Genomic DNA, 14,399 nt, shown 5'->3' on the forward strand with positions numbered 1-14,399 from the left:
ATGTCATTAATTAGCATGCACGGTGCCTGGCTGTCGTTCAGCGATGCGCCGCTTCTTGATAATGCAGAACTGCATATTGAGGATAACGAGCGCGTCTGTCTGGTTGGCCGTAACGGCGCGGGCAAATCGACGCTGATGAAGATCCTCAATCGTGAGCAGGGTCTCGACGACGGTCGTATTATTTATGAACAAGATCTAGTTGTGGCGCGTCTGCAGCAAGATCCACCGCGTAACGTGCAGGGCAGCGTCTACGATTTCGTGGCCGAAGGTATCGAAGAGCAGGCGGTGTATCTCAAGCGCTACCACGATATCTCGCATCTGGTGATGACTGACCCAAGCGATAAAAATCTGCAGGAGCTGGCGAAGGTTCAGGAACAGCTGGATCACCACGGCCTGTGGCAGTTGGAAAACCGCATCAATGAAGTGCTGGCACAGCTGGGTCTGGAGCCGGATATGGAGCTGGCGGCGCTGTCCGGCGGCTGGCTGCGTAAAGCGGCGCTGGGCCGTGCGCTCGTCAGCGCGCCTCGTGTGCTGCTGCTCGATGAACCAACGAACCACCTGGATATTGAAACGATCGACTGGCTGGAAGGTTTCCTGAAAACCTTCAAAGGGACGATTATCTTTATCTCCCACGACCGTTCCTTCATCCGCAATATGGCGACCCGTATTGTCGACCTCGATCGCGGCAAGCTGGTGACTTATCCGGGCGACTACGACCAGTATCTGCTGGAGAAAGAAGAAGCGCTGCGCGTAGAAGATCTACAAAACGCCGAGTTTGACCGCAAGCTGGCGCAGGAAGAGGTCTGGATCCGTCAGGGCATCAAGGCGCGTCGTACCCGTAATGAAGGCCGCGTTCGCGCTCTGAAAGCGATGCGTAACGAACGTAGCGCTCGCCGTGAAGTGATGGGCAGCGCGAAGATGCAGGTTGAAGAAGCGTCCCGCTCCGGCAAAATCGTCTTTGAGATGGAAGACGTTAACTACCAGGTTAACGGCAAAGTGCTGGTAAAAGACTTCTCGGCTCAGGTTCAACGTGGTGACAAAATTGCGCTGATCGGCGCTAACGGTTGTGGCAAAACCACGCTGCTAAAATTGATGTTAGGTCAACTGGAAGCCGATAGCGGGCGTATTCACGTTGGCACCAAGCTGGAAGTGGCCTACTTCGATCAGCACCGTGCAGAGCTGGACCCGGACAAAACGGTGATGGACAACCTCGCCGAAGGGAAGCAGGAAGTGATGGTTAACGGTAAGCCGCGCCACGTGCTGGGTTACTTGCAGGACTTCCTGTTCCATCCGAAACGTGCGATGACCCCGGTTCGTGCGCTATCCGGCGGTGAACGTAACCGTCTGCTGCTGGCAAGACTGTTCCTGAAACCAAGTAACCTGTTGATTCTCGATGAACCAACCAACGACCTGGATGTCGAAACGCTCGAACTGCTCGAAGAGCTTATTGACGGCTATCAGGGCACCGTGATGCTGGTCAGCCACGACCGTCAGTTTGTTGATAACACCGTCACCGAATGCTGGATCTTCGAAGGTGAAGGGCGCATTGGTCAATATGTCGGCGGCTATCACGATGCGCGCGGCCAACAATCGCAGTCACGGACGCATAAACAGGCGAACGAGAAAAAAAGCGCGGAAGTGGTTCAGCCAAAAGCAGAAACTGTCAAACGAGCAAGTGCCAAACTAAGCTATAACCTGCAGCGCGAACTGGAGCAACTGCCGCAGAAGCTGGAAATGCTGGAAGCGAATCTGGAAACTTTACAGGCTCAGGTCGCTGATGCATCGTTCTTCAGCCAGCCTCACGACCATACGCAAAAGGTGTTGGCCGATCTGGCTCAGGCTGAGCAGGCGCTGGAAGAAGCGTTTGAACGGTGGGAATATCTGGAAGCGCTAAAAAACGGCGCCTGATTGAGGAGTTTTCATGTGCGATCAACATCATGCAGCACAGCATATCCTGTGTTCACAATGTGACATGCTGGTGGCGTTACCGCACCTGGAGCACCGACATAAGGCGACTTGCCCACGCTGTGGTACAACATTAACCACCGCGTGGGACGAGCCGCGGCGCCGCCCGACGGCCTATGTACTGGTCGCGCTCTTTATGCTGCTGCTGGCCAACCTGTTTCCCTTTATCAGTATGAACGTAGCGGGGGTCAGCAGTGAAATTGAGCTGTTGGAAATTCCGAGCGTCATGTTCTCGGAAAATTACGCCAGTCTTGGCACTTTTTTCTTACTGTTTGTTCAGCTCGTTCCCGCATTCTGCCTGATTACGATTCTGCTCCTGGTTAACCGTGTGCGTATGCCGCATCACCTGAAGGCGATTTTGGCACGTATTCTGTTTACCCTGAAAACCTGGGGCATGGCGGAAATTTTCCTCGCCGGGGTGCTGGTGAGTTTTGTGAAGTTGATGGCGTACGGCGATATTGGCGTCGGCAGCAGCTTCCTGCCCTGGTGCCTTTTTTGTCTCTTGCAGTTGCGAACTTTCCAGTGCGTGGATCGTCGCTGGCTGTGGGACGATATTGCTCCGATGCCTAAGCTTGAACAACCGCTAAAACCCGGCGTGACCGGTATTCGTCAAGGGCTGCGTTCTTGCGCCTGCTGTACGGCAATTTTACCCGCCGACCAGCTGGAGTGCCCACGCTGTCACAGTAAAGGGCACCCCCGACGTAAAAATAGCCTGCAGTGGACAATGGCCCTGCTGGTGACGTCGATTTTGCTTTATCTCCCGGCCAACATCCTACCCATTATGATAACCGACTTACTGGGCGACAAAATGCCGTCGACCATTCTGGCTGGGGTGGTACTGCTCTGGAGCGAGGGGTCATATCCGGTGGCGATGGTCATCTTCCTCGCCAGTATTATGGTGCCGACCCTGAAGATGATTGCCATCGCCTGGCTGTGTCTGGACGCCAACGGCATGAAGCGTAAACACCGGGACAGTGAACGCATGCATCTGATCTACGAAGTGGTGGAATTTGTTGGCCGCTGGTCAATGATTGATGTCTTTGTTATTGCGGTGCTTTCGGCCCTGGTGCGTATTGGGGGCTTAATGAATATTTATCCGGCGATTGGCGCACTGATGTTTGCGCTGGTCGTCATAATGACCATGTTCTCGGCAATGACGTTTGATCCACGATTATCGTGGGATCGGGAACCTGAATCAAGCCATGAGGAGTCGTAAAAGCATGGAAACCAAGAGTGGGGAGGCAAAGGTGCAGAAAGTGAAAAACTGGTCTCCCGTTTGGATCTTCCCGATCGTAACGGCGCTGATTGGTGCCTGGATCTTATTTTATCACTACAGCCATCAGGGGCCGGAGGTGACGCTTATCACCACCAACGCTGAAGGTATTGAAGGTGGTAAAACGACGATCAAAAGCCGCAGCGTTGACGTAGGGGTTGTCGAAAGCACTACGCTGACCGACGATCTAACGCACGTAGAAATTAAAGCGCGACTGAATTCCGGCATGGAAAAGCTGCTGCACAAAGACTCGGTATTCTGGGTCGTGAAGCCGCAGATTGGTCGTGAAGGCATCAGCGGGTTAGGTACGCTGCTGTCGGGTGCCTATATTGAACTGCAGCCGGGCTCTAAAGGTTCTGAGCTGAACAGCTATCAGTTACTGGATTCACCGCCGTTGGCACCGCCTGATGCGAAAGGCATTCGTGTGGTGCTTGATAGTAAAAAAGCAGGGCAGCTCAGTCCGGGCGACCCAGTGCTGTTCCGTGGCTATCGTGTAGGGTCCGTTGAGACGAGTACTTTTGACCCGAAGAGTCGCACTATCAGCTATCAGTTGTTTATCAGCGCGCCAAACGATCGACTGGTGACCAGCAACGTACGTTTCTGGAAAGACAGCGGCGTAGCGGTCGATCTGACCTCCGCTGGGATGCGCGTAGAAATGGGCTCGCTGTCGACGTTGTTTAGCGGTGGCGTCAGCTTCGATGTACCGGAAGGTATCGAGCTTGGCCAGCCGATTGCGGAGAAGTCAGAGTTCAAACTGTATGACGATCAGAAAAGCATTCAGGATTCACTCTATACCGAGCATATCGATTACCTGATGTTCTTTAAAGACTCTGTTCGCGGGTTGCAGCCTGGTGCGCCGGTTGAATTCCGCGGCATTCGCCTTGGTACCGTGGCACAGGTACCCTATTTTGTTCCAGGTTTACGTCAAGCGTTGAATGATGACTATCGTATTCCGGTGATGGTCCGTATTGAACCCGAACGTCTGGCTAGCGAACTTGGAGAAAAGCCTGATGTAGGCGCTCATCTGACGAGTCTTATCCAGCGCGGCCTGCGTGGAGCGTTGAAAACGGGTAACCTGGTGACCGGTGCACTTTACGTGGATCTTGATTTCTATCCAAAAGAGAAACCTGTTAAAGAGATGCCTGAGTTTGGTGGTCATCAGATTATCCCAACCGTCAGCGGCGGCCTGGCGCAGATCCAGCAGCGCCTGATCGATACGCTCGATAAGATTAACAACCTGCCGCTGACCCCGATGGTTGAGCAGGCGACGAATACGTTGACCGAAAGCCAGAACACGATGCGCCGCCTGCAGACGACGCTGGATAATCTGAACAAGATCACCGCCAGCCAGTCCGCTCAGCAGCTGCCAGCCGATATGCAGAAAACGCTGCGTGAGCTGAACCGCAGCATGCAGGGCTTCCAGCCGGGCTCCGCCGCCTACAACAAGATGGTGGGCGACATGCAGCGTCTGGATCAGGTTTTACGTGAGCTGCAGCCGGTGCTGAAGACGCTGAATGAGAAGAGCAACGCGCTGGTATTCGAAGCGAAGGATAAAAAAGATCCAGAGCCTAAGAGGGCGAAATAATGAAAAAGTGGTTAGTACTGGTCGCAGCCTGCCTGCTGGCAGCTTGCAGCAGCACAGAAAATAAAACCTATTACCAGCTACCGCAGGCAACGGGTACGGTGCAAAACAGCGCCAGCGCAAACCAGCGCCTTCTGTGGGTAGAAAAGGTCAGCATTCCTGATTTCCTTGCGGGTAGCGGTGTGGTCTATCAGACCAGTGATGTACAGTATGTGATTGCCAGCAATAACCTGTGGGCGAGTCCCCTGGACCAGCAGTTGCGCACAACGCTGGTGGCGAACCTCAGCAATCAGCTACCGGGCTGGGTCGTCTCCTCGCAGCCGCTAGGCAGCGACCAGGATACGCTCAATGTCTCGGTAAATGGCTTCCATGGCCGTTACGATGGCAAAGTTATCGTGAGCGGGGAATGGCTGCTCAACCATCAGGGCCAACTGACTAAGCGTCCGTTCCATATTGAACTGGCGCAGCAGCAGGACGGCTATGATGCCATGGTGAAAGTGTTGGCGCAGGCCTGGAGTCAGGAAGCGACCTCGATAGCGCAGACTATCAATCGGTAACCATAAGTAGAATTAATTGTTCTAAAGACCGCCGATGGTGCAAAACCTCGGCGGTTTTTTTGTCTCTACGCTCAATTGCTTACTTAACCCACTTCACATTTTTTGTACAAATGTTCTTCTGAGTAGCTCACAAATATGACATTGGTATGAATTCTGCGCATTGACGGGGGAATGGTTTAGCGGTATTCGTATTATGTGGCTGCACACTTTGTAACCACTGTTTTCTTTTCCACCAGACCAAGATATGAGGGAAACGAGGCATGAAGAGACAAAAACGAGATCGCCTGGAGCGGGCACATCAGCGTGGGTATCAGGCCGGGATTACCGGACGACCAAAAGAAATGTGTCCATACCAGACCATTAACCAGAGGTCTTACTGGCTGGGAGGCTGGCGAGAAGCCATGGAGGACAGGGCGGTAGTCGCCTGACACTGTCTCTTTAAAAAGAAACCTCCGCAGTGCGGAGGTTTCGCCTTTAGATTCACAATACTACCCTGTCGTCAGTTCTATCTGACGACGAACAGCATCAGAATGCAGAGGTGTCCTGGAACAGGCCCACTTTCAGATCGTTAGCGGTATAGATCAGACGACCATCAACCAGCACTTCGCCATCCGCCAGACCCATGATCAGACGACGGTTAACAATGCGCTTGAAGTGAATACGGTAGGTCACTTTCTTCGCAGTTGGCAGAACCTGACCGGTGAATTTAACTTCACCCACGCCGAGCGCACGGCCTTTGCCTTCGCCGCCAAGCCAGCCGAGGTAGAAACCAACTAACTGCCACATTGCGTCCAGACCCAGGCAGCCTGGCATTACCGGATCGCCGATAAAGTGGCAACCAAAGAACCACAGGTCAGGATTGATATCGAGCTCAGCTTCAACATAACCCTTGTCAAAGTTGCCGCCGGTTTCGGTCATTGAAATGACACGATCCATCATCAGCATGCTCGGAGCTGGTAACTGCGGGCCTTTCGCGCCAAACAGTTCACCGCGACCAGAGGCAAGAAGGTCTTCTTTTGTATAGGATTCGCGTTTATCTACCATGTTTTCAGTAAGCCTTATTTTGAGTTCGGGACGCAGGATAGCTAACACGTGTACGCTGAACAAGTCCGATCAGTTGGAAGCTGAACGATTTAACCAGCGTAACGGCCACGGATAGCGGTAGCGAGGCTCCTGCTGCGTAGCTTGTGCGATGCGTTCCTGAATAGTTTGCAACAGCGTCTGCCCTTCACCGTCCCAGTTCAGCTGTGTGAGAAGCGGTAGTGCATCAGTCACATCATCAATAGCCCAGATGGAGAATTCTCCGGCCTCAACCGCTTCCTGCACCTCGGTTGCGAGGCTCAGGTGGCGCACGTTAGCAGAAGGGATAATGACCCCCTGCTTGCCGCTCAGGCCGCGCTGGGCGCAGATAGCAAAGAAACCCTCGATTTTTTCATTCAGACCGCCAACCGGCTGGGCGCGACCAAACTGATCGACAGAGCCGGTCATGGCAATGCTTTGGTTAATCGGCACGTTTGCCAGGGCGCTGATAAGCGCACAGAGCTCGGCCATGGAGGCGCTGTCGCCGTCGACTTCACTGTAAGACTGTTCAAAGGTGATGGAGGCGGAAAACGGCAGTTGCTGTTCCAGATCCAGCTCGGCCATTAAGAAGGCCTGCATCAGCATCATCCCTTTGGCGTGAATGTTGCCCCCGAGTTCGGCTTTACGTTCGACGTCGGTAAATTCGCCGTCTCCGATGTGTACCACGCAGCTAATGCGCGAAGGTTCACCGAATGGGCGAGGGTGGCCAGGGAAATCAATCACCGACAGGGCGTTGATCTGGCCGATACATTCGCCTTCAGTTTCAATCAGGATCTGCTCCAGCAGGATTTCGTCCTGCATACGTTCGGCCAGGAACCCTTCACGCCACTGACGCTGCACCAGCATCGTTTTCAACTGCTCGGCATTGATGGTGTCGTTTGTGGTAAACGGCGCAGCTTCACGCAGCTGACGGCTAATCCACAGCGGGCAGAGCGGCATGACCTCCTGGTCGCCGCTGTAACGGGCACCTTCCTGCATCAGAAGCGGCCAGGCGTCGGCTGCAAGTCCAGGCAGCGATTTCTCACGCGCTACGCCGGAGACCCATTGACACCATTGTCTGAGGGCTTCTTCATCCGTTAGCTGCAGGCTGTCTTCAAATTCGCTGTACAGCGAGGACTCGGCCAGTTCGGGCTCCATCTCCTGGAAGTCTGCCAGCGATTCACGCTCACCGACCAGCATGACCTTCAGCGTTAACGGCATGGAAGGGATACTCACCGGCAGCGGACGCGCATCATCAAAGGTCAGCCAGTCGAAGCGCTGCTGGGTAACGATGTTTTTTAAACGCATCCACAGGATAGGCTGCGACATCAGCGTGCGCAAAGAGAGGATCAGAATGCCGCCATTGGCCTGATGCACCAGGCCTGGCTGCAGGCTGATTTCGCCATTAAATTGACGAACGCAGCCAAAAAGTTGTTCTGCTTCGACCCAATCGGCAAAAATGATGGGGCCGAGGCTTGCGAAATTGTCATCTGCGCTATGGGCTGGTTGCATTGTTACTTTGCCACCAACAGCCTGGTAATCAACGCCTGTCAGGGCGGATTCCTCGCTATTGCGCAGGGAGAGGGCCGTTTGTGAAAGCAACTGCAGGTACTCTTTTTCTTCTGGTGCTTTGACCAGCAAGAACGGAGAGATTCCTTGTGGGTGCAGAAATTGCTCCAGCGCGTAGTGTAAACGGGCCTGGAGTTCGCTGAATAATGCGTCGTTTTCTGAGGCTAAATCAGGCTGGGCAAATAGCGCCTGGTATGCTTCAGTCGCGGGGGCGAGAAAGCGCCGGGAAAGAGTATTTATAGTCAATGTCGCTATTTTTAGTCAGATGTAAAGTGCGTGATTATACCTGATGCCGCAGGGAAGCTCACGGAGAATAGGGAAGTATATTTGAGCGCTAGCTTTATCCGTATCACAGTTGCAGATTTCTTCTCAGCACATCGAGAAAAAACTGTTATCCTGAAAAGAGTTACACGGTCACACTGAGATCGCAATGAAATATCAACAACTGGAAAATCTTGAAAGCGGCTGGAAGTGGAAATACCTGGTGAAAAAGCATCGGGAAGGTGAGTCCATTACCCGTTACATTGAAGCCAGCGCCGCGCAAGAGGCTGTCGATGTTTTGCTAAAACTGGAAAATGAACCGGTTCTGGTGAATGACTGGATAGCTCAGCACATGAATCCGCAGCTGGTGAACCGTATGAAGCAGACGATTCGTGCGCGACGTAAACGTCATTTTAACGCCGAGCATCAGCATACCCGTAAGAAGTCCATCGATCTGGAGTTCGTCGTCTGGCAGCGCCTGGCAGGGCTTGCACAGCGTCGTGGCAAAACCTTGTCTGAAACGGTTGTTCAGCTTATTGAAGATGCCGAGAATAAAGAAAAATATGCAACGAAGATGTCCAGCCTGAAGCAGGATCTGGAGGCGATGCTGGGTAAAGAGAAGTAGGCGAACTCGCTACGTTCATGTTGGTTGCTACAGATTCAGACCAAAAAAAACCCCGCAGAGCGGGGTTTTTTATTAGACGAGAACTTAAGCCTGAGGCTGAGTTACAACGTCTTTGCTACCTTTAACTTCGATCTCTACGCGACGATCTGGAGCCAGGCAGTCGATCAGCGCAGCTTTCGCTTTCACGCCGTCACAGGTGTTGCCAGTAACTGGGTTAGATTTGCCCATGCCACGTGCGGAGATTTTGTCTGCTGGGATACCTTTAGATACCAGGTAATCAACAACGGACTGTGCACGTTTTTCGGACAGACCCTGGTTGTAAGCGTCAGAACCGATACGGTCGGTGAAGCCCAGAACCACTACAGAACCTTCTTTAGGATCCAGGTTGCTCAGCTGGGAGTACATCTGATCCAGAGCTTGCTGACCTTCTGGTTTCAGCGTTGCTTTGTTGAAGTTGAACAGAACGTCAGACTTCAGAGTGAAGTGTTTGGTCTGTACTTCTGGAGCTGGAGCCGGAGCTGGAGCGATTACTGGAGCCGCTGCATCCTGCTGGCCGAAGCGGTAGGAAACGCCTACGCTCAGCATGCCGTTGTCAGGACGTACGCCAACGCTGTTTGCGTCGCCGATGTTGTTAACCCACTGGTATTCCAGACGGGTAGCGATGTCACGAGTAACAGCCCACTCAACGCCGCCAGCGAATACTGGGGAAACGCCGGTGTCGTGGTTGTCACCGATTTTGTTGTTGCTGGAATCAGCGCGCCATACCATGCCGCCCAGACGGGTGTAGATGTCCAGGTCGTCGGTTACTGGGTAGCCCAGTTTAGCAGTCAGCTGTACGCCCTGAGCTTTCAGTGCGCCATTGGTCTGGCTACCGGTATATTCCATACGGCCCAGCCAGTCGTAACCCATTTCGAAACCAACATACGGGTTAACCTGGTAACCACCGAACGCGCCTGCGCCCAGCTGGCTGTTGTGGGTAGAACCGTTGTTGTTCAGGTCACTCTGGTACCAACCGGTGTCATGGAACTGGGACCAACCCAGTTTACCACCAGCATACCAGGTGTTGTCTTGCGGAGCGGCCTGCGCTACAGAAGCGAAGCCTGCCAGTGCCACTGCAATCGCGATAGCTGTCTTTTTCATTTTTTGCGCCTCGTTATCATCCAAAATTTGCCATGAAGTTCTAAATAGACTCACGGTTAAATCCTTCCACCGGGGGCGTGGCTTAATAAAATACTCAGCAGATAACTGCGGTTAAGCTTGAGCACCCCTGGCGATGTAAAGTCTACAACGTCGTTCAAAACTTACAAGTGTGAACTCCGTCAGGCTTATGAAAAAAAAAGAGTTGTATATGCAATATTTAACAAATATGTCGAAAAATTAATCGATATAAAATACCGCGAACCGCACCAGACAAGCGTTCTGTCTAAAATCAGTCATAAAATCGTGAAGATAAAAAGACAGCAAAAAAAATCCCAGGAATAATCCTAATTTCACTCAATGATACAAATTGGAGTGAATTTTTAGCCCATTAAATTGTCCTGTTGAATGAGATGCAGGCTGAACTGGTCGCATAATGAGCACCATCGCGTTACCTTCCTCCGCAGCACGTTGTAATCGGGCATGTTCTTCCGCTGATAATTCATCCGTCAGCCAGCCGATAACCACACTATAATTTCCGGTACGGGATGCCCGAACCATAGAATCAAGCATATCGTAGGGAGACATCTGGCGCAGTTGCATAACTTTCGTTAGTGGCAGACCGGATGACTGTACCCACTCGCGGCTCAACTTTTGTTGCGGCGTTAGCCAAAGCTGCCAGCGGGACTGCTGACCGAGCTGCTGCAGCAACGGTAGAAGTAATAGCTGCGCCATCATCGGCTGATCTTCCCGATAGAGGACTTCGCTGATCAAAGCAGCAGACGGCACTTTTACAGGCGTAAAAGTATGGGAAGCGGAAGTCGTCACCGCAGCAGAAGAATGATTTACAACACCAGAAGTATACATAGTTAATCCAGCCCTGTGGGTTACTGTATGAATATACAGTACTACCCCAAAGATTAAAGATCAACCTCATTTTCTGAAAGCAACTCGCAAAAATGCACTCTAAATGCCCCTGAGGGCAAATTCATCTTGCCGTGCCGAAAGAACGCGCCTATGTTGCTTATTATGCCTTCCATTAACAAATCTAATGCATCCATGTCCATGATTATTAAGGATTAATCATGAAAAAAATATCATATAAACGGATTTATCAGTCCCAGAAATATTTTTCGCTGTTGGGCAAAATTAAGTCACGGGCGCTGTTCGGCGGCTATAGCCTTGCCGTCAACAATGCCGTGTTTGCAATGGTCTCTGAAGGGGAGCTGTACCTAAGGATGTGCGAGGAGAGTGCGCCATACCAGGCTAAACATTCGCCGCCATTATTAACGTTACGCAAGAGAGGGGGTTCACAGCAGTTAAAGTATTTCCATGTCGACAGTATGCTTTGGTCCGATCAGCCGACGTTATTACAACTGGGGCAATTCTCACTGGCAGACGCACAGAGGGAGAAAAATCAGCAGGGGCCGCTGAGGATAAAAGATCTACCCAATCTCTCTTTTCATATGGAACTGTTGCTGAGTGAAGCGGGCATTAAGGATGTTCGAATGCTACAGCAGATAGGCGCGGAAAAGGCGTGGTTAGCGCTTCGACGCATTCGCAAACAGCTCAGTATTAATGTGCTGTACTCATTGGAAGGCGCGATCGCTGGCGTTCATGCCGCAGCGCTCCCGGCGCAACGGCGACAGGAGCTGCTGGAATGGGCATTGGCCTATGCCCATGATGCTGACGTTATGCCATAACCTGCTTTTGCAGGCGGCAGATTTCAGGTAACAACGAAATCATCAGGCCAATTTGTTGTAACACTAATGGCTCTTTGCTGTCCGGGCGAGGATCGAGATGTTGGATTCGCGCGGCTAAACCGCTTAATGCTAGCTGCACCCGCGCTTCATCAGAAGGCTGGTGGTGCAGCGCGTCATCGACGTAGCACACCGCATCGTCCAGAAGAGCCAGAATTTCCGCCGTCGTCAGTTTTTCCCGATGGGCACCCAAAGCGGAAATATAGCTGGTCAGAGTATGGTTCAGACACAGCAGACGAAACGCCGTTTCCCGCATTTCGGCGGTGACTTTCGGTTCGCTTGACATGTTTGAGACCACTGAGGCCAGTTCGGCATCACGGTTATGGGCATCTCGTCGCGCTATTCGATACGCCAGGCGGTTGTCTCTCCCCTGGTGGTATTGCTCAAGAATTGCATCCAGATAGCGGCAGTTGGCATCTACCGCGCGTTCCAGCACGCGAGGTAGGTTGCGGAATTTCCAGTCCGGCCAGATAAAGCTGACGGCGACCCAGGCTATACCGCAACCAATCAATGTATCCACCACGCGCGGCAGCGCCACTTCAAAGCCTTCACCGAGCAGGTTAAAACATAGCAGCACCAATAACGTGATAAACATTGTGGCGTGCGCATACTGAACGTTGCGAAAGGCAAAGAACAGTACGCCGGTGACAACAATCAGTGCCAGTTGGCCCTCAAGCGAAGGTACCAGCCATAGTATCGGCAACCCAAGCGCCACGCCGACTAACGTACCGATGATACGCAGCGCCAGGCGGTGACGGGTGGCGTTATAGTTGGGCTGGCAAACAAACAGACTAGTGAGCAGGATCCAGTAGCCATGCTCTAAACCGGTAAACTGAATAAACGCATAGCCTGCGCACAGCACCAGCGACATACGCACCGCATGACGAAATAGCGCCGATTCCGGCGACATATTGCGGCTCAGGCGTGAGCGAATATCGGCAAAACCGTGCAGGCTATCGTCCGCCAGCAGGGTTTCCGTTTCACTTTTTGCCTGCGATTGCAGTTGTTCAGACTCGATGGTTGCCAACTGCGCATCGATGGCGCGTAGGTTGTTGAGTAAAAAGCCAAGCGCTTTCATCTGTTCTGGTGCGGCACCGCTGGCGCGAACGCGATCTAACGCTGCATCGAGATGGGAAAACGCGCGCTCGAACCGGGCGTCATGCTGGTAGGGTGTACGCAGCAAAATGGCTTTTGCCAGATCCTGACAGGCTATCGATTGCATGGAGAGCAGGCGCTGGAAGCGGAACATCACGTCGCTGTAGCGGAAGGTATCTCGCAATGCCTGGTACTGGATATGTGATGAACTGGCTCGTTCATGAATATCCTGGGCGACAAAATAGTAGTGCAGCGTTCGGCGAGTGCTGCGCTGCCCGCGGTCACCGCGCAGGCGCGTTAATAGAGACGCTTTGGTTTGATTGAGCGTCGCCATTAGCTGCCCATTCGCCAGCGCCAGCTCATACAGCGGTGCCTGGTCTTCATCATCGAGGTCCGGGTCAAACAGACGCGACTTTAGCTCAAGATAGCGGGAAAGCTGCTCATAGCTGCGGGCGAGATTATCCTGCAACGGACGAATAGGAAAGATCAGGTGCCCGGTTAGCGTCAGCACGTTATACCAGACAGCGCCGGCAATCAGCAGCACTGGCTGTTGATACCAGTGCGCGTAGAGCGAGACCCCAAGCATGGTGTAAATGGCAATCAGCAGCGCACCAAAGGCGATGGTCGCGTAGCGTTGCCCCAGGCCGCCGAGCAGAATAAAGCCGATGGTCGAAATGGTTAAACCCAGCGCAAACAACCACGGCCATGGAAACAGCAGCTCGACCGACGCAGACGCGATAAAGAAACAGATAAGGGTGATCACCAGGTTGCGCAACCGCCCGGTAAGTCTGTCATCAAGGTCGGTCAGCGCCGCAGCAACCACGCCCAGGGTGAGCGGAATAGTCAGTTTGGCATCGCCCAGCCACCAGGGCAGTGCGGTAGTGCCAACGAGCGCGATAAAGATTCTGGCGTTGTAGAGCCAGGTACTATTCCATGTATAGCGGCGAAGCAACGGGCTTAGCATAGCGATTAGTCGTCCTGATTACTGAAAACGGCGGCGTGCATTGGCTTCACGCGCCGCGCGTGCCACTTCCACTGGCACTACGCGTCGGCCCACCGGCCAAAGGGCGATGGCGGCAATTTTAAAGTTAGCGATACCGACGGGGATACCAATAATGGTGACACACTGGGCTATTCCGGCGACGATATGCGTCAGACATAGCCACCAGCCAAACAGCACGAACCAGACGATATTCAGCACGGTCCCACCTGCGTTCATCACGCCGTTTTTGGCTGCAGGGTCCAGCTCATCGACATGAACGGCTTCGTTGCCGTAAGGTAATAACGACAGTTTGGTTATCTCCCAGCAGGAGCGGGTAAGCGGCAGCGTGATAACCAGAATGATGCTGACCAGCGTCGCAAACAGCCAGCCCAGCGTTGTCAGAAATCCACCTAATACAAAATTCAAAATATTCAGAACTGTACGCATAAATCCCCTGTGCTGCGTTGTGAATAATAAGACCTGATGATTGTAACGTTTTTTTGCGCTGGAGCACCTATTCTCTGGCGGTTACAC

At 52.8% G+C, this 14,399-nt stretch carries 13 protein-coding genes; 7 read left to right on the forward strand and 6 right to left on the reverse strand.

Annotated features, from left to right (window positions below):
• The 5 genes from V6944_RS14085 to rmf all read left to right on the forward strand — a co-directional run bounded on the left by V6944_RS14085 (window position 1) and on the right by rmf (window position 5,805).
• The gene (locus V6944_RS14085; RefSeq protein ID WP_333499407.1) at window positions 1-1,908 is read left to right on the forward strand and encodes an ABC transporter ATP-binding protein; all 1,908 of its coding nucleotides are present in this window, start codon (window positions 1-3) and stop codon (window positions 1,906-1,908) included.
• A gap of 13 nt (window positions 1,909-1,921) precedes the next feature.
• Entirely contained in the window at window positions 1,922-3,181 is a 1,260-nt protein-coding gene (gene pqiA, locus V6944_RS14090; protein WP_333499408.1) for a membrane integrity-associated transporter subunit PqiA, read from the forward strand.
• A gap of 4 nt (window positions 3,182-3,185) precedes the next feature.
• Window positions 3,186-4,823 (forward strand): intermembrane transport protein PqiB, encoded by a 1,638-nt coding sequence (pqiB, locus tag V6944_RS14095; RefSeq protein ID WP_333499409.1) that lies wholly within the window; start codon window positions 3,186-3,188, stop codon window positions 4,821-4,823.
• Entirely contained in the window at window positions 4,823-5,377 is a 555-nt protein-coding gene (gene pqiC / locus V6944_RS14100) for a membrane integrity-associated transporter subunit PqiC (RefSeq protein ID WP_333499410.1), read from the forward strand. Before pqiB ends, pqiC begins: the two co-directional genes overlap by 1 nt.
• A gap of 260 nt (window positions 5,378-5,637) precedes the next feature.
• A complete protein-coding gene (gene rmf / locus V6944_RS14105) occupies window positions 5,638-5,805 on the forward strand; it encodes a ribosome modulation factor (protein ID WP_035892402.1) in 168 nt (55 codons plus the stop codon).
• Between the two features lie 97 nt (window positions 5,806-5,902).
• Here the strand turns inward: rmf and fabA are convergent, their stop codons facing one another.
• A complete protein-coding gene (gene fabA, locus V6944_RS14110) occupies window positions 5,903-6,421 on the reverse strand; it encodes a bifunctional 3-hydroxydecanoyl-ACP dehydratase/trans-2-decenoyl-ACP isomerase (protein ID WP_185666540.1) in 519 nt (172 codons plus the stop codon).
• Window positions 6,422-6,490: 69 nt separating this feature from the next.
• Window positions 6,491-8,251 (reverse strand): Lon protease family protein, encoded by a 1,761-nt coding sequence (locus V6944_RS14115; protein ID WP_333499411.1) that lies wholly within the window; start codon window positions 8,249-8,251, stop codon window positions 6,491-6,493.
• Between the two features lie 184 nt (window positions 8,252-8,435).
• Here V6944_RS14115 and matP point away from each other — a divergent pair, with 184 nt between their 5' ends.
• Window positions 8,436-8,891 carry a macrodomain Ter protein MatP gene (gene matP, locus V6944_RS14120; RefSeq protein ID WP_333499412.1) on the forward strand — a complete coding sequence of 152 codons (456 nt, stop codon included), beginning with the start codon at window positions 8,436-8,438 and terminating at the stop codon, window positions 8,889-8,891.
• An 84-nt stretch (window positions 8,892-8,975) separates the two neighbouring features.
• On the opposite strand, the gene ompA is transcribed toward matP, so the two are convergent.
• On the reverse strand, window positions 8,976-10,031 hold the full coding sequence (ompA, locus tag V6944_RS14125; protein WP_333499413.1) for a porin OmpA: 1,056 nt from the start codon (window positions 10,029-10,031) through the stop codon (window positions 8,976-8,978).
• Window positions 10,032-10,385: 354 nt separating this feature from the next.
• On the reverse strand, window positions 10,386-10,895 hold the full coding sequence (gene sulA / locus V6944_RS14130; protein WP_333499414.1) for an SOS-induced cell division inhibitor SulA: 510 nt from the start codon (window positions 10,893-10,895) through the stop codon (window positions 10,386-10,388).
• A gap of 218 nt (window positions 10,896-11,113) precedes the next feature.
• On the opposite strand from sulA, the gene V6944_RS14135 reads away from it, so the two are divergent.
• Window positions 11,114-11,731: a TfoX/Sxy family DNA transformation protein gene (locus tag V6944_RS14135; protein ID WP_333499415.1), complete on the forward strand. Its 618-nt coding sequence runs from the start codon at window positions 11,114-11,116 to the stop codon at window positions 11,729-11,731.
• On the opposite strand, the gene yccS is transcribed toward V6944_RS14135, so the two are convergent.
• Window positions 11,721-13,847 (reverse strand): YccS family putative transporter, encoded by a 2,127-nt coding sequence (gene yccS, locus V6944_RS14140; RefSeq protein ID WP_333499416.1) that lies wholly within the window; start codon window positions 13,845-13,847, stop codon window positions 11,721-11,723. The genes V6944_RS14135 and yccS overlap by 11 nt on opposite strands.
• A gap of 18 nt (window positions 13,848-13,865) precedes the next feature.
• Window positions 13,866-14,312 carry a YccF domain-containing protein gene (locus tag V6944_RS14145; protein ID WP_333495760.1) on the reverse strand — a complete coding sequence of 149 codons (447 nt, stop codon included), beginning with the start codon at window positions 14,310-14,312 and terminating at the stop codon, window positions 13,866-13,868.
• Window positions 14,313-14,399 lie beyond the last annotated feature (87 nt).

The sequence above is a fragment of the Kluyvera sp. CHPC 1.2972 genome (assembly GCF_036759925.1).
In the GTDB taxonomy this organism is placed as follows: Bacteria; Pseudomonadota; Gammaproteobacteria; order Enterobacterales; family Enterobacteriaceae; genus Kluyvera.